We start from the raw sequence: 14,691 nt of genomic DNA, 5'->3' as shown, positions 1-14,691 counted from the left end.
CCCTTAAGCAGGGCCGGCGACGAATGCGCCGGCCGCTAGCGCCCTGGCGGACAATCCACGCTGGATATCCGGGACGGCGGCCAGCAGCGCCTGTGTGTAGGGCTGTTGCGGATGTCCGAGCACCGCCTCGACGGTCCCCTGCTCGACCAAGCGGCCGTTGTGGAAAACGAGCACCCGATCGGCCAGATGTTCGATCACGCCGAGATCATGCGAGATGAAGAGCAGTGCCATGCCAAGCTTCGACTGCAACTCCGCGAGCAAGTCCAACACCTGAGCCTGGATGCAGATATCGAGCGCCGACACCGGCTCGTCGCAGACGATCAGGGCGGGTTGGGCCGCCAATGCCCGCGCGATCGAGACCCGCTGACGCTGGCCGCCGGACAACGACCTCGGCCGGCGTTCGAGGAATTCGGCACTCAGACCGACGAGCTCAAGCAGCGAAACGATGCGTTCACGCTGTTGCTTGCGCTCCGGCATGCCCGCGAGATTCTCAGCGATGATGTCCTGAACGCGATAGCGGGGATCGAAACTGCTGAGTGCATCCTGCGGAATATATTGCAGCTTACGCCGGAGCGGCCGCCGCTCCGCTTCCGAGACCGTCGACCAGGGATGACCGAGCAATCGTACCTCGCCATCGTCGGGTGAAAGCAGGCCGAGAACGATCTTGGCACAGGTCGATTTGCCCGAACCCGACTCGCCTACGATGCCAACAACCTCGCCCGCCCTGACGTCGAAGCTAACGCCCTGCAACACAGTCGAACGGATGCGCCCCGTCGCCTTGGGCGAAATGTAGCTCTTGGAAATCATCTCGACCTCCAGAACCACCTCGCCGGCCTCGCGGCGAGCCGGCAACGGCTCACGCGTGATCGTAACGGCATCTCCGTTTCCGGCGTTCACTGCCGCGAGTTCAATTCGCGCCGACGCAAGCCGCGCTCCGCGCGAGCGGACCGACGGAACGGCCGCGATCAACTGCCGCGTATAAGAGTGTCGCGGCCGGGTCAGCACGTCACGGGTTGGTCCGCCGTCGACGACCCTGCCGTCGCGCATCACCATCACCCGGTCCGCGATTCCGGCGACGACGGCGAGATCGTGACTAATCAGCAATACGCCCGCACCTTCGCGGATTCGTTCCGCGAGCACCTGCAACACTTGCGCCTGCACAGTGACGTCAAGAGACGTGGTCGGCTCGTCAGCAATGATCAGATCGGGATTGGCGGCGATTGCCGATGCGATCAGCGCACGTTGTCGCAATCCGCCTGACAGCTGGTGTGCGTATTGCAAAGCGCGATCGGCAGCATTGGGGATGCCGACCTTGCGCAGCGTGTCCAGCGTTCGCTCTCGGATCGATCCGGGATCCGTCAGGATCCGATGGCTGGAGATCACCTCGGCGACCTCCTGGCCGATGGTCCGCAACGGGTCGAGCGAAACCAGCGCATCCTGCATGACGAGACCGGTGACCGTTCCGCGCAGCTTTCGCCAATCAGCATCGCCATAGCTGCGGACATCGCGCCCCTTGATCTCGAAGCGGCGGGCGCTTGTCCTGGCGCCCTCTCCGGCGAGGTTCAACAGGCTTCGCGCGGTCACGCTTTTGCCCGAACCGGACTCGCCGACCAGCGCGACGCACTCGCCGGGCCGGATCGTCAAATCGACGTCGATCACGATCGGCCGGCCGCCATTCACGGCGGCAAAGCCCACATTCAGGCCCTGGATTTCGACGAGCGGAGCAGCATGCTCGATCGCGGTTTGGTCGTTACTCATGCCACCCGACCCTCGAACTTCTTCTGCAGGAAATTGCCGATCACACCGAAGGCAATCACCGTGGCCGTGATCGCAAGGCCCGGAAAGACGCCCGGCCACCACGCCACACGCAAGACGTCCCGGCTTTCCGCCAGCATGACGCCCCATTCCGGCGTCGGTGGTTGCGGGCCCAAGCCCAGAAAACTGAGACCCGATACGATCAGGATCGTGCTGCCGATATAGACGGTCGCAATGATCGGGATGGCGACCAGCACGTTGGGCAACACGTGCCTCAGAAACACCTGCCACTGGCTCAGCCCATAGACTGTCGCCTGTGTCACGTAATCCGCGTCACGAACCAATTGGGTCTGCGCCCGGACCACCCGGCCGAACTTGGGAATGCCGGCGATTCCGACTGCGATCGCGATGTTGAGCATGCCCTGGCCGAGAAAGGTGACGATCAGCATCGCAAGCAACACGCCTGGAAAGGACGACAGCATGTCGAACAGACGTGACACGGATTCATCGAGGATCCGATTGCGCTGGCCGGCGATGATTCCGAGAATCACACCCAGACCGAGCCCGACGGCAACGCCGCCGAAGCCGATCAAAAGCGAGTACCGGGTGCCGTAGACGGTTCGCGCAAAGACGTCGCGGCCGAGGCGATCGGTGCCGAACAGATGCGCCCAGCCTGGCGGCTTCAGGCCCTCGCTGAAATCGCCGACGAGCGGATCGAAATGGGTGAATAGTGACGGCACCGTCGCCGCAGCGATCAGGAGCATCACGAATGCCACGGCCACCGCAAACGCGAGAGGCGGACGACGCCGAACCGCAATCACTGGAAGCGAGGTTTCGAACCCGACGAGGTCTTCGGGCCGATCGAGAGGGACGGCTTGCTCGAACGAGCGATGCGACGGCGCGGTCATTGAGCCCTCAATCTCGGGTCGATCAGCACATAAAGGATGTCGAGCAGGGTCGAGGCGGCGACGTGGATGAATGCAGCGAGCAGCACCACGGTCAGCACCACAGGCACATCATGCGTAAGCACGGCTCCGAGCGTCACCGTGCCGAGACCCGGCCGGCCGAATACCTTCTCGGTGATCACCGCGCCGCCGAGCAGGCCGCCGATCAGCCAGCCTCCCAAGGTTACCGCCGGCAGCAAGGCATGTCGCAGCACGTGTCGCCACCGGATGATGAACTCGCCGACGCCGCGCGCCCGCACCGTCGTCACGAACGGCTGGTCGAGCGTCTTCTCCATGGCCTCGCGCAGGACCTGCGTCAACAGACCCGCCGTCGGCAGCGCCAGCGTGATCGACGGCAGAACGATCGACTTCCACCCCTCGGCGCCCGATACCGGGAACCAGCGCAGGTTGAAGGAGAATGCCATCAGCAGCAGAATGCCGAGCCAGAATACCGGCGTCGAGGCGAACACCAGTTCGACGACTGATGCAATCTCTCGCGAGAAATTGCCACGGCCGGCCGTCAGGAGCGCGATGCCACCTGCAATCACGACCGCCAGCACGCCCGCGGTCAGAGCTAGCTCGACCGTGGGCAGCAGCTGCGAACCAACCACCTCGATCACGGGCTGCCGTAGCACGTAGGAGGTGCCGAAATCGCCGCGAAAGATACGGAACAGGAAATCGAAATACTGCTCTGGCAGACTACGGTTCAGTCCCCACTCGGCGGCAATCGCCTCGCGCAGGCCAGGATATTCGAGGTCTCCGGCAAGAATGTCCTGGATGCGCCCCGGCAGAGCATGGAGCGCGACGAATGTCGCGGTCACGCTCGCCCAGGCAACCACCAGGCTGGTGAACAGCCTGGATATGATACGGAACCACATCCAGCTGCCCTACTTTTTTGCGATCCAGAAGTCGTAAGCACTGGACGGCGAGTCGAGGCCAGCCTCGAAGCTCAAACCATTGACGGTGCTCTTGGCGGCCAGGAACCAGCTCGGGGCAAACAGCGGGACGATGAAAGCCTGATCGACGCCACGCTTCTGGACCGCGTCCGTCAGCTCCCGTTTGCGTACCGGATCGGTCGACGCAAGCGCCTCATCGATCTGGCCGGTGATCACCGGGTCCGGGTTGGGAATGTTGGCGTACAGAAATCCCTTCGAGCCCAGCATATCCCAGAGCTCGCGCGCCGGATCAGAGGGATTGTCCGTGTTCGGATAGATCGTCCAGGTGCCGTTGGCGTTGTTCTTGGCATATTCGCCGGCAGTGATGAGCCGCAAATTCAGATCCAGGCCCACATTCTTGCGTAGCGACGCTTGAACGCCCTGGATCAGGATGTCACGGTTGTCCCGGACATAAGGTTGGGGATAGCCGACCTCGATCGACAAACGCTTGCCATCCTTGGTTCGAAAGCCTTCGGAGTCGCGGCCGGTCCAGCCGGCTTCATCGAGCAGCCTGTTGGCCCCCGCAATGTCATTGCCCCAAGAGCCGACGAGCGCCTTGTTGTAGGCGGGATTGGCGGGCCCGATGATCGACCAGGCGCGAGGTACCGTTCCGAGATAGACCTGCTTGACGATCGGCTCGAGATCGAACCCATCGCGCAACGCGCGACGCACGCGAGCATCGTCGGCCGGGGAACGCGTATAGTTGATGTTGAAGGTAAAGGAGGTGCTGGCGCCGGATGGTCCCACGAGCAGCTTGAAGCCCGGCTGCTCGGCAAATAGCGGCGCATCGGTCGGCTGCACCCCCTCGATCAGGTCGACCTGCCCCGACGTCAAAGCGCCGGTGCGCACGGCATATTCGGGCAGGAATCGAAACGTCACGCGATCCAGATAGGCTGGGCCATCATGAGCCGCGTTGCCCGGTCCCCATTTGTAGGCGGGATTGCGAACGAATACCGCGGATTGACCGCGCGTGTAGCCCTCGAAGATGAACGGCCCGGTGCCTGCCAGCGCGCGTCCGCCGCCGCATAAATCACCCTTCTCCAGCGCCTTGGGCGAAATCAGCCCCAGTTTCACGTTCGATGTCGATTCCAGGAAGCTCGAGTCCGGCTTGGACAGGACGAGTTTCACAACGTAGGGTGAAACCACCTCGGCGTGATCGAAAGTCTGCAGAAGTGAGACCGCGGTTGCGGCATTCTCCGGCTTGAAGATGAAGTCGAAGTTTGCCTTGACCGCCGCGGCATCGAATTTCTCGCCGTCATGGAAAACGACGTCCTCGCGGAGCTTGTAGGTGTATTCCTTGCCGTCCGGCGAAATCGACCACTCCGTCGCGAGCCATGGCGCGAAAGTGCCGTCGGTCTTCTTCGCGATCAGCGAGTCGATATAGTTGCGCGCGACGAAGAACGCGGCCTGCTGGGATGAGCGGTGGGGATCGAAACAGGATGGCTCTGTCGTGACACCCCATGTCAGCGAGCCGCCGGAAACTGGCGCATCCGCTGCCTGTGCCGCATTTATCGCCAGCAACGCGATCGCAATTCCGTTTACGAGCAAACTATTGTTCTTCATTCGCGTCACCTGCATTTATTTTCCAATGCCTGCGTCACCGGCGCATCGAACATTTTCCATTTGGAGGATGGAGAATGTCTGTGCCTCAACCATTATTTGCAGGCATCGCTTCTGTTGCAGTGCGATCTAATTCGTGGCCGCGCATGAGCGCAACATGCAAACGATCGACACGCTGTCCGCAAGCGAAGTTTGAAAAATAATTCGCAAGCCTGCATCGTCGATGGATAAAATCGATCCAACACGATGCGAAGCCGGCAATCCGATGCTGCCCCGACATGACACGCAACGGCGGGTCTCCGAACATGCCCTGATGAGCGGGGAGTGATGCGGGGGACGTCGTCACGCCCGTCTCACCCAATTGGTTGAACAGAGAGAGCCTGCACCGATCTTCTGGGTGCACTCTGTAGGATCAGCCGGCGCAGCCTCACAAATTCAACTCACGGGCCGGGCCAGCCCGAGCGAATCCCGCAAGGTCGAGCCGTCATATTCTCTGCGGAATAAGCTGCGGCGTTGCAACTCGGGTACCAGCCGGTGCACCACGTCCTCGACGCCGCCAGGAAGATAAGGGATCTGCAGCATGAACCCGTCGCAGGCTCCGGCCTCGAACCACTCCTGCATGCGATCGGCGACCAGGCCGGGAGTTCCGGTGAATCCGCTGGTTGTACGCCCAGCGCCATAACGTTGCCCGAGCTCGGCGAGGTTGAGACCGGAGCGACGGGTGAGTTCGGAGACCTCGCGATAGTGCCCCTCGACTCCGGGGACATTGAGGTTCTCCGGCAAGACCTGATCCTGCGGAAACAGCGAGAGGTCGACACCGAGATGATAGGACAATGTCGAGAGTCCGGCCTCGGCATGGGCGAGCCCATAGAGCTCATCGTGCAGCGCTTGGGCCTGCTTCTCGGTGTCGGCGATCACAGGAACGATGCCAGGCAGCACCTTGAGCGAGTCCGGATCGCGGCCGAACCGCGCGGCCCGGGCACGCAGGTCATTCCGGAATTCGACGGCTACATCGATCAAGCCGGGAGTTACGAAGATGACCTCGGCCCAGCGCGCCGCGAAATCGCGGCCACGTGCCGACGCCCCCGCTTGGATGAAAACCGGACGGCCCTGCGGCGGCCGGCTGATATTGAGCGGACCCTGGACGTTGAACCATTTGCCGGCATGGTTGATCCGGTGTACCCGGGCCGGATCGGCAAACAGCGGCGCCTCACGATCGCGAACGAGCGCGTTGTCCTGCCAGGAGTTCCACAGCCTGGTCGTGACATCGAGAAACTCATCGGCTCGGTCGTAGCGTTCGTCGCGCGAGAGCTGCTCTGTCAGCCCGAAGTTGCGGGCTTCCGCTTCCTGGAATGAGGTCACGATGTTCCATGCAGCGCGACCGCCGCTGACATGGTCGAGCGTCGCCAGCGCGCGCGCCAGACTATACGGCTGAGTGTAGGTCGTGGAGATGGTCGCGCCGAGCCCGAGGTGCTTTGTCGCGCCCGCGATGACCGACAGCACCACCAGCGGATCGAGCCGTAGAGCCCCGAGGGCCCCGTAGCGGAGCTGGCTGTCCAGACTGCCACCAAGCGTATCCGGAATGGCGACAATGTCAGGAATGAAGAGCAGGTCAAACCGGCCCTCCTCCAGCAACCGGCCGATATTCTGGTAGTAGGCAGCGGACAGCAGGTCGCCTTCCGCTTTCGGATGCCGCCATCCGCCATGACTGCCCGAGACCGGGCCGGCGGAGACGAAGGCAGCAAGATGCAACTTCTTGGCAGTCATGATCAACTCACGGTCCAGGTGATTTCGACGGGCCCGCCACGCTTTAGCGTGTTATAGATCGGGCAGTTCGAAGTGAAACCGCCGACCAGCGTCTCGGCCTCACGCGGAGTCACCCCGGATAGCCGCACAGAGATGCGGATCGCCTCATACTGCGTGGGATCGCTGGCGTGACGCTGGAACGACACTTCGGTTCCCGCCTCGCGTAAGGCGATGCCGTGCTCTTTCGCGGTCTTCTGGATGAGACCGAGCGAGCAACTACCAAGAGACGACAGAAGCAACTCGCCGGCCGTGATTGCCTCGCCGGGCCCGCCGGCAGCGGCGCGCTGATCGGAGATAAAATGGTTCGTGCCTGCGCTGACCAGATAGCGGCCAAAGAGGCCGGTGGTCGCAGAGGTGACGAAGACCGTCTCGCCAGCCTGGGTACTCATGATACTTTCTCTGTGCCTTCGGTTTCGCGTCGCTGCCTATGCGCCGAGTGCCGAGGCGACGGCTTGCTTTGCCGCGTCGAATTGCGCGCCAAGCAGGAACGACCGTACCTCGACCTTGTTCGGCAAGACGCCCAGGGCGTGGAAATTGTCCGCCAAGTCCTGGGTAGATGCGGCAGCGGCCTCGTCGACCGGCTTCAACGCGACTGCCGTGGATTCCGATAGTCTCGCGTCGCGAACCAGCTTCTCGTACACCGCCTGTTCGGTTCCGTTGGGCGGGAAGCCGCCCTGAGAAGCCCAAAGCGCGACCGACTCCGCGGGATGCGCGAAGATATAGGCTTGCGTCTCGCGGATGATCTTCACGAACTTCGCAAAGGTCTGCGGATACTTCACTGCGACCTCGCTTCGCCCGACATAGAAGGCGTAGTCGTAGGTCTTGACGTCGGGCAACAGGCGCGCCTGGTCGCCGAGCTTTGTCAGTGCGAGGGCCGTAGCGGGCTGCCAGTGAATCCAACCGTCGATGCTCCCTTGCGCAAACGCCGTGAATGCGTCCGCTCCGCTCAGGCTGACCGCTTGTACGTCCGGCAATCTCAGCCCGGCGGTCTCCAGATATTTGATCAAGCTGTAGGTGCCAGTCGTCCCATTCTGGTGGGCAATCTTCTTGCCCTTCAGATCCGCCGCGGTCCTGATCGCGGAATTGGCCTGCACCAGGAAATCGACCTCGTCGGCGGGCAGCGGATAGGCCGCAAGTGGCACAATCGGCACACGCGCCGGAACGGCGTTTACAACGGCGGTTGCGGTCGCGAATGTGAAGTCGACTGCCCCAGCCTTCACAGCCTCCATCACGGGCAGCGAAGCGGTGAATCCTGGTTGCCAGATGATCTTCGTCCCGAGTTCCTGCTCGAGATCGCGACCGCCGGCTCCGGCCCGTAGAGAAGCCCAAACGCCGGTCCGGCCATCGCCGATCACGGCCACAGTGAGTCGCGGCGGAACCGCGTCGGCCGCATGCGCGAGCGACCCGCTGCGCAAGCCGGCGGCAGCTGCGACTGTAACGCCGGCCGACGCCAGGAATGTTCGCCGCGAAACGGAGCGACCACGCCTGACCATTGGACCTCTCGAAGTCATACAAGTATCCTTTCGATGTGTCACGCGACCGCTGGCAGATTGCCTTCTGCCGTCAACAAGCCGTCGAGCAGCTCTTCCTTCAGGGCAGCCAGCGCCGGATCGCCGCGATGACGCGGACGCGGGCGGTCGAACACGAGATCCCGCGCGATGCCGCCGTCCCTGACCAGGAGCACGCGATCGGAGAGCAGCAGTGCTTCCTCCACGTCATGCGTAACCAGCAAGACAGTCCGAGGCCGTGCGGCGAGCAATTGCTCGAGCAGCAATTGCATCGCCGCGCGGGTGATGGCGTCGAGCGCACCGAACGGCTCGTCGAGCAGCAGCACGTCCGGCTCATGGATAAGCGCCCGGGCCAGCGCCACCCGCTGGCGCTGGCCGCCGGACAGTGCAACCGGAAATTCGGTTTCGCGCCCCTGCAATCCCACTGCGTTGAGAATGTCGCGAGCCTCCCGGTCCCGGCCCTTGAGGCCCAATCGAACATTGCCGAGCACCGTTCGCCAAGGCAGCAGGCGATCCTCCTGGAACATCAGTCGGACGTCCGCCCTGTGGCCGGTCGTACGCAGCTCGATACGGCCTGCGGAAGGCGGATCCAATCCCGCCACGAGGCGCAGCAGCGTCGACTTGCCGGCTCCGCTCGGCCCGATGATCGAAACGAACTGGCCGGTCGCGATGTCGAGATCGACCTTGCGCAGCACCGAGCGGCCGGCGAATGACTTGCTGACCGAGCGCAGGCTGACTTCTGCGCCGCTCATGGCGCCCCTCGATCGGCATAGTTCGGATGCCAGCGGAGCAGGCGTTGCTCAATCAGACGCGTGATGAGATCGGACAGCCAGCCCGCGATCGCATAGAGTATGATGGCCAGCATGATGATATCGATGCGGAGCAACTCGCGGGCATTCTGGACGAGGTATCCGACTCCGTCGCGCGAGGCGATCGTTTCGCCGACGACGAGCGTCAACCAGGCCACGCCAAGCGCATAGCGGATTCCGACCAGGATCGGCTGCAGCGCCGCCGGCAGGATGATCGACCACACAAGCTCCGCGCGCCCAAGTCCATAGCACCTGCCGAGCTCGATCAGCTTGGGATCGACATTGCGAATGCCGCCGACTGTGTTGATATAGACAGGGAACAGCGATCCCATCGCGACGAGAATCAGCCGCGGCACCTCGCCGATCCCGAACCAGAGAATCATCAAGGGTACAAGCGCAAGATGTGGGATCGTCCGGACCATCTGCAGCGAGCGGTCGAGAAGGTCGCGCGCCGCAACGAACAATCCGACGACCAAGCCCAACAACAGGCCGCTCGCAGCCCCGATGCTGAAGCCGATCGCGACGCGCCGTAAGCTGACCAGGATATCGTGCTGCAATTCGCCGCGTTCGGCGAGCTGACGCGCGGCGTTCCAGATGTCCAACGGTGCGGGCACAATGGCCGTCGAGACCAAGCCCGTAGCCGACAACCATTGCCAAACAGCCAGCAATCCCAATGGCGGCAGCCAAGGCAGAAGCAATGAACGCCACTGCACCGCTTGCGCGCGGGACACAGTCGCGTCGCTCTCGCGCGGCACATCCGCCACGACCGTCACCATCGGTGCGCCTGTTCGCAAGGCGACTTCCATGCGGACAACCGCTCGCGACGCCGCCTCGCCGGCAGACGAAGAAAGAAACGACGCATCTGTCATTCGTTCGATGTACTCCGTCTCGTTTGAGACGCAGTCAGCTTCGCAAACTCTTGCCTACAATTCGATGGGATTGAAATTCATTTTTCGACGTTTGACGCCAATGCCGTTCTAACCTGTACCGTAGTTTGCAGAACGTCCTTTCATGACCGTTGCTGACCTATCTTCCGGTTACTTGTTGCTGCAGAAAAGGAATGCCAAAGCCCGAGCATTCCCGAGCCCAGTCATGCCTTTCCGGCCGCGGCCATAATGCGCCGCGATCAATCGGCCCCAAGGCCCTCATAGCGGCAAAGCCGGATCGCCCCCATGGCGAACGAGGCGAACTAGGCCGTCTTCTGCCAAGCAGCATCACGGTCCTTCGTGAATGCAGACGTCACACCGCTTTCGATGGGACGATCGACCGGCAGGTGCGGCAACACCAGTTCGGCGAAGCGGTAGGCTTCCTCCAAAAGGGGCATCCCCGACACGATCAGAACCTCGATTCCTGCATCGCGATAGTCCTGAATGCGCGCCAGCACCTGCTTGGCGCTTCCGACGAGCGCCGTTCCCGGCCCATGCCGGACAAGCCCTATGCCGGCCCAGAGGTTTGGCGCGATCTCAAGCTCACGCAGGTCTTTCGGCTTGCGGCCTCCGTGCAACGCCGACATTCGCTGCTGACCAACGGAATCGATGCCCGCCACATAGGCCTGCGCGCCGGCGATCGCTTTCTCGTCCATGTGATCGTAAAGATCCTGTGCTGCCGCCCATGCAGCGTCCTCGGTCTCTCGCACAATAACATAGAGCCGGATACCGAAGTTGATCTTGCCCGCGCGTCCGTGGCGCGCGGCAAGCGCCTTGACTTCGCGTATCTTGACTTCGGCCTGGTCAGGCGTCTCGCCCCAAGACAGGTACGTATCGATGTGCTTGGCGGCAACTTCGTGCGCGGCCGGCGACGAGCCGCCGAACCACAACGGCACGCGCGGTCGCTGTACCGGCGGCAACGGAACACCCGCATCGACCACATGAATATGACGCCCCTTGAAATTGACCGTCTCTCCGCGCAGCAGGGCGGTCAGCACCGTCAGATATTCGTCGGTGTAGGCATAACGCTCGTCATGGCTGAGATGCACGCCGTACTGCGCCATTAGCTTGGCATCGCCGTTGACAATGTTGACCCTCAGCCGCCCCTTCGAAAACTGGTCGAAGGTTGCGATCATCTTCGCCAACAAGGTCGGCGACAGCAGCGGCGGATGAGCCGCGACCAGATGCTGAAAATTGTCCGTGAACGGAATCAGCGAAGCGCCCTGGATCCAAGCGTCGTGCGAACCGGTCGCCAGCAACGCGCCGGTGTAGCCGAGATGGTCGACTGCACGAGCCAATTGTTGAAAATAGGCATAGTTCAGCTTGCGCGCGCCGTCGGCGCGCCAGGGATAACGGCCGTCGGGGCCGGTGAGATACCAGAGAACTTCCATGGCAAACCTCTTCTTCGGGCAAGTGCGGACGTCAGGCGGCCGCAGAAAAATGAGTGCGGTCGACCGTATCGGTCACGTCGATCGCGTGCGGAATGAGTCCGAACTTCGCGAAGATATTCGCGTGGGCTTGCTGTTCAGCAAGAAAGCCATCGTCCGGCGCATCGACACCCCATGGGCGCGACATGAGTGCGGGCAGCCATTCCTCCGCGGAGCTACCGTTGAGACCAGCGAGCAGCGCCGCGGCCTCTCGGGGATTATTCGCCGTCGCCCGGTCTGATTCGATCAACGCGTTGAGCAGGGCGCTGACTGCATCGGGCCGGTCACGAAGCACTTCGCTCAACCCCCAGTAAACGGAGCGGTTGGAAAACGCCGCGCCGGGAGCTGCAAGCACGCGTGTCGTCACCTTGCCGGCGATCTGTGAATACAATGGATCGGTCGCGACGATCGCATCGAGCAGACCTTCAAGAAACGCGTCCTTGGCAGTGACGGGAATTATCTCGGAGGCGCACACGTCGCTCCAGCGAAGGCCCGCGGCATCAAGCTCGGCTGCCAGGAACTGCGTGTGCCAGGAAATTGGCATCAATCCGATACCTTTGCCCCTGAGATCGGAAAGGCTGCGAATGCCAGACGCTTCCCGCACCACCAATCCACCGCGCTCGGGTCTCGGTCCGGACATGCCGAAAACCGCTGTCGCAAGCCCTTCCGCCTTGGCGAGGATCGGCGGCGTCGCGCCCGTCCCCGCGAGATGCAACACTCCCGCCTTCAAAAGCGGGATGGTCTGCGAGCCAGCACCGTAAACAAAGAACGTCAGGCCCTTCTCACGTAACGCAGCGACCGATTTTGGCCTTCGCGCGAGAATGGATAGCGACAGGTTTTGAGGATGAGCTCCGACAACCAGCGTCATGAGACGGCTCCGTCTTGAGGAATGGAAAAGGACGACAGCTGTAGCCGCTCGTCCGGAGGCGCGATTTCGGTCACCAGATCGCGAATGAGCGCCTTCTTTGGCAGTGGCGCCAAAGTCGTGACACCTTCCTTGAGGCGTACCGTACAAGCGTAGTCGACCTTGCCGTCGATCAGCATCATGCACTCCTTGCAGGCGTTGGCATTGATGCAAGCGAAGCGGAACGCAAGCGACGGATCGGATTCGCGGCGCAGCACGCGCAGACCATCGAGCACGGATTGTCCGGGCTCGAACGTGACATCAAACGATTGCACGAGCGGCGCTTCACCCGGAATGCCGCGCTGGATCGCTAGTGTCGCCTTCATATCGCGTCCCTCCCCTGCAGCAGCCGCCCGCTTTGCCTGACGTCGATCCGTCCTTCGGTGAGCGCCACAATCTGATTGATTCGCCAAGCGCCCTCATCGAGGCCGGGATAATCCTCACGCTGATGTGCGCCGCGGCTTTCCGTTCGCGCCAGCGCTGGAAAGACCACGGACTGCGCGACCAGCAGCATGTTGCGAAGATCCAGCGAATCGACCAGCACGGGGTCGAATCCATTCGCGGAGGACACCGGCGTTTCGCCGACTTCTCGAGTCAACCGCTCCAACCCGCCGACCGCCTCACGGAGACTAGCTTCGCTTCGAAACGGACCTGCTTTTTCGGACATCAGGCCCTGTAGTTCCAGGACGCTCGCTGCCATGTTCGGCGCATCGCGGCGTTTTGCGCTGCGCAGCAGATCGACCGCGGGGCGCGCGGCTTCCGCCGTCCACGCATCGGCAGTATTCAACGCGCGGTTCGCGGCGCTGTGGCCCGCCCGAGCACCGAACACAAACGCCTCCGTGATGGCGTTGCCCGACAGCCGGTTGGCACCGTTGGCGCCGCCCACCGCTTCGCCGCAGGCGTAGAGTCCGGGAACCCGCGTCTCGAGCTTGTCATCCACGCGAATGCCGCCCATGTGATAATGCGCGATCGGCGAAACCTCGACCGGCTGACGCGCGAGATCGATTCCGTTTGCGGCAAGCCGATCGACCACCGGCCCGAACGCGCGGCGAATCTCGACCTCGGGCACATGCCGAAAGCTCAGATAGGCGCCCCCGGCGGGACTGCCGCGGCCGGCCTCAACCTCTTTCGAGATCGCGTAGGTGGCGAGATCGCGCGTCAGCACATACTTGCCATCGCTGCGCTGGTCGCGTGTTGCATAGTCCCCTTCGAACTCGCGCATCTCGCCATTCAGCAGCTTGCCGCCGAGCTTGTAGCGGAACGGGTCCCACATGATCGGATCCATGCCCACTAGCCGCGGCGCCAGATGTCCGATCGGAAAGAACTGCACGAACTCCATGTCGATGAGTTCAGCTCCGGCGCGCAGCGCGAGCGCATAGCCATCGCCCCCCATATTGGACGACGCACTGTTGCGGCTGTAGAGCCGCGTCAGCCCTCCCGTTGCGATCACGACGGCCTTTGCAGCAATCGTCACCGCACGCCCGGTCGTCAAGTGAAGGGCTGTCGCACCAACGGCTTCGCCGTCATGGAGCGCGATATCGACGATCGCAAGATCGCCAATCCGACGAACGCCGCTTGACCCGTTCAACCGCGTTCGCAACGTCCGCGAGACGGCAGGACCGGTGGAAAGAAAATCGACATAGACGCAGCGCGGCCGGTCGTGGCCTGGAGCCTGCGCCTGCTTGATGTGATTGTCTTCGCGCGCCCAGCCAATCTTCCAGGAGTCCATCTGGCGGATGCGTCGCGGACCATCCTCGCAGACAAGAGCGGCGAGTCGCTCGTCGCAAAGGCCGCGCCCGGCGGCAAGCGTGTCGGCAAGATGATTTTCCCAATGATCTGGAGTTTGTTCCCCGAGCGCCGCAGCGACGGTCATTTGCGCCATGACAGTGGCGCCGCCACGCCCGATCAGGCTGCGATCGGCCAGGATCACCGAAGCACCGGCACGTTCCGCCTCGAGGGCCGCATACATCCCGGCACCGCCGGCGCCGATCACCAGGACATCGGCTTCAAGATGCATCGCGGCCTCCTTCCGAGTTGCAGTTAACAGATGCCGGCATCTATGTGACGATCTTCTCGCCTGCCACCGTGAAGGTCATGTCGAGTACTGCACGCATGGC

At 62.7% G+C, this 14,691-nt stretch carries 14 protein-coding genes; 1 reads left to right on the top strand and 13 read right to left on the bottom strand.

The window, feature by feature from the left end:
• Window positions 1-3: 3 nt before the first annotated feature.
• From AAFG07_RS06240 to AAFG07_RS06200, 9 genes are all read right to left on the bottom strand, one after another.
• Entirely contained in the window at window positions 4-1,857 is a 1,854-nt protein-coding gene (locus AAFG07_RS06240; protein ID WP_342726466.1) for an ABC transporter ATP-binding protein, read from the bottom strand.
• Entirely contained in the window at window positions 1,755-2,663 is a 909-nt protein-coding gene (locus tag AAFG07_RS06235; protein ID WP_342726465.1) for an ABC transporter permease, read from the bottom strand. The genes AAFG07_RS06240 and AAFG07_RS06235 overlap by 103 nt, the downstream gene beginning before the upstream one ends.
• Window positions 2,660-3,577: an ABC transporter permease gene (locus AAFG07_RS06230; RefSeq protein WP_342726464.1), complete on the bottom strand. Its 918-nt coding sequence runs from the start codon at window positions 3,575-3,577 to the stop codon at window positions 2,660-2,662. The genes AAFG07_RS06235 and AAFG07_RS06230 overlap by 4 nt, the downstream gene beginning before the upstream one ends.
• 9 nt (window positions 3,578-3,586) lie before the next feature.
• Window positions 3,587-5,197 carry an ABC transporter substrate-binding protein gene (locus AAFG07_RS06225; protein ID WP_342726463.1) on the bottom strand — a complete coding sequence of 537 codons (1,611 nt, stop codon included), beginning with the start codon at window positions 5,195-5,197 and terminating at the stop codon, window positions 3,587-3,589.
• Between the two features lie 432 nt (window positions 5,198-5,629).
• Window positions 5,630-6,961, bottom strand: coding sequence for an LLM class flavin-dependent oxidoreductase (locus tag AAFG07_RS06220; RefSeq protein ID WP_342726462.1), 1,332 nt, complete (start codon window positions 6,959-6,961; stop codon window positions 5,630-5,632).
• Between the two features lie 2 nt (window positions 6,962-6,963).
• Window positions 6,964-7,389: an OsmC family protein gene (locus AAFG07_RS06215; RefSeq protein WP_342726461.1), complete on the bottom strand. Its 426-nt coding sequence runs from the start codon at window positions 7,387-7,389 to the stop codon at window positions 6,964-6,966.
• Window positions 7,390-7,425: 36 nt separating this feature from the next.
• Window positions 7,426-8,493, bottom strand: a complete 1,068-nt coding sequence (locus AAFG07_RS06210) for an ABC transporter substrate-binding protein (protein WP_342726460.1) — start codon at window positions 8,491-8,493, stop codon at window positions 7,426-7,428.
• 38 nt (window positions 8,494-8,531) lie between these two features.
• Window positions 8,532-9,260 carry an ABC transporter ATP-binding protein gene (locus tag AAFG07_RS06205; protein WP_342726459.1) on the bottom strand — a complete coding sequence of 243 codons (729 nt, stop codon included), beginning with the start codon at window positions 9,258-9,260 and terminating at the stop codon, window positions 8,532-8,534.
• Complete coding sequence (locus AAFG07_RS06200; protein ID WP_342726458.1) at window positions 9,257-9,931, bottom strand: ABC transporter permease subunit; 675 nt, start codon at window positions 9,929-9,931, stop codon at window positions 9,257-9,259. The genes AAFG07_RS06205 and AAFG07_RS06200 overlap by 4 nt, the downstream gene beginning before the upstream one ends.
• Window position 9,932: 1 nt before the next feature.
• Between AAFG07_RS06200 and AAFG07_RS06195 the strand changes: the two genes are divergently transcribed.
• A complete protein-coding gene (locus AAFG07_RS06195; protein ID WP_342726457.1) occupies window positions 9,933-10,298 on the top strand; it encodes a hypothetical protein in 366 nt (121 codons plus the stop codon).
• Between the two features lie 208 nt (window positions 10,299-10,506).
• On the opposite strand, the gene AAFG07_RS06190 is transcribed toward AAFG07_RS06195, so the two are convergent.
• From AAFG07_RS06190 to AAFG07_RS06175, 4 genes are read right to left on the bottom strand one after another with little or no spacing between them, the layout of a single operon-like run.
• The gene (locus AAFG07_RS06190) at window positions 10,507-11,634 is read right to left on the bottom strand and encodes an LLM class flavin-dependent oxidoreductase (RefSeq protein WP_168855525.1); all 1,128 of its coding nucleotides are present in this window, start codon (window positions 11,632-11,634) and stop codon (window positions 10,507-10,509) included.
• A gap of 31 nt (window positions 11,635-11,665) precedes the next feature.
• Entirely contained in the window at window positions 11,666-12,538 is an 873-nt protein-coding gene (locus AAFG07_RS06185; RefSeq protein WP_342726456.1) for an ABC transporter substrate-binding protein, read from the bottom strand.
• The gene (locus AAFG07_RS06180) at window positions 12,535-12,900 is read right to left on the bottom strand and encodes a 2Fe-2S iron-sulfur cluster-binding protein (RefSeq protein ID WP_342726455.1); all 366 of its coding nucleotides are present in this window, start codon (window positions 12,898-12,900) and stop codon (window positions 12,535-12,537) included. Before AAFG07_RS06180 ends, AAFG07_RS06185 begins: the two co-directional genes overlap by 4 nt.
• A complete protein-coding gene (locus AAFG07_RS06175) occupies window positions 12,897-14,543 on the bottom strand; it encodes an FAD-binding protein (protein ID WP_342729066.1) in 1,647 nt (548 codons plus the stop codon). The genes AAFG07_RS06180 and AAFG07_RS06175 overlap by 4 nt, the downstream gene beginning before the upstream one ends.
• Between the last annotated feature and the right edge of the window lie 148 nt (window positions 14,544-14,691).

It is taken from the genome of Bradyrhizobium sp. B097 (genome assembly GCF_038957035.1).
Classification (GTDB): domain Bacteria; phylum Pseudomonadota; class Alphaproteobacteria; order Rhizobiales; family Xanthobacteraceae; genus Bradyrhizobium.
Note: the sequence above shows the minus strand (reverse complement) of the source record. Positions and strands in the feature narration are given on the sequence as shown.

Excerpts from the sequence above, each read along its gene's own strand:
- AAFG07_RS06235 (WP_342726465.1), bottom strand. The coding sequence starts at position 2,663 with ATGACCGCGCCGTCGCATCGCTCGTTCGAGCAAGCCGTCCCTCTCGAT.
- AAFG07_RS06175 (WP_342729066.1), bottom strand. The coding sequence starts at position 14,543 with ATGTATGCGGCCCTCGAGGCGGAACGTGCCGGTGCTTCGGTGATCCTG.
- AAFG07_RS06180 (WP_342726455.1), bottom strand. The coding sequence starts at position 12,900 with ATGAAGGCGACACTAGCGATCCAGCGCGGCATTCCGGGTGAAGCGCCG.
- AAFG07_RS06230 (WP_342726464.1), bottom strand. The coding sequence starts at position 3,577 with ATGTGGTTCCGTATCATATCCAGGCTGTTCACCAGCCTGGTGGTTGCC.
- AAFG07_RS06185 (WP_342726456.1), bottom strand. The coding sequence starts at position 12,538 with ATGACGCTGGTTGTCGGAGCTCATCCTCAAAACCTGTCGCTATCCATT.
- AAFG07_RS06210 (WP_342726460.1), bottom strand. The coding sequence starts at position 8,493 with ATGGTCAGGCGTGGTCGCTCCGTTTCGCGGCGAACATTCCTGGCGTCG.
- AAFG07_RS06195 (WP_342726457.1), top strand. The coding sequence starts at position 9,933 with ATGGCCGTCGAGACCAAGCCCGTAGCCGACAACCATTGCCAAACAGCC.
- AAFG07_RS06220 (WP_342726462.1), bottom strand. The coding sequence starts at position 6,961 with ATGACTGCCAAGAAGTTGCATCTTGCTGCCTTCGTCTCCGCCGGCCCG.
- AAFG07_RS06205 (WP_342726459.1), bottom strand. The coding sequence starts at position 9,260 with ATGAGCGGCGCAGAAGTCAGCCTGCGCTCGGTCAGCAAGTCATTCGCC.
- AAFG07_RS06215 (WP_342726461.1), bottom strand. The coding sequence starts at position 7,389 with ATGAGTACCCAGGCTGGCGAGACGGTCTTCGTCACCTCTGCGACCACC.
- AAFG07_RS06225 (WP_342726463.1), bottom strand. The coding sequence starts at position 5,197 with ATGAAGAACAATAGTTTGCTCGTAAACGGAATTGCGATCGCGTTGCTG.
- AAFG07_RS06190 (WP_168855525.1), bottom strand. The coding sequence starts at position 11,634 with ATGGAAGTTCTCTGGTATCTCACCGGCCCCGACGGCCGTTATCCCTGG.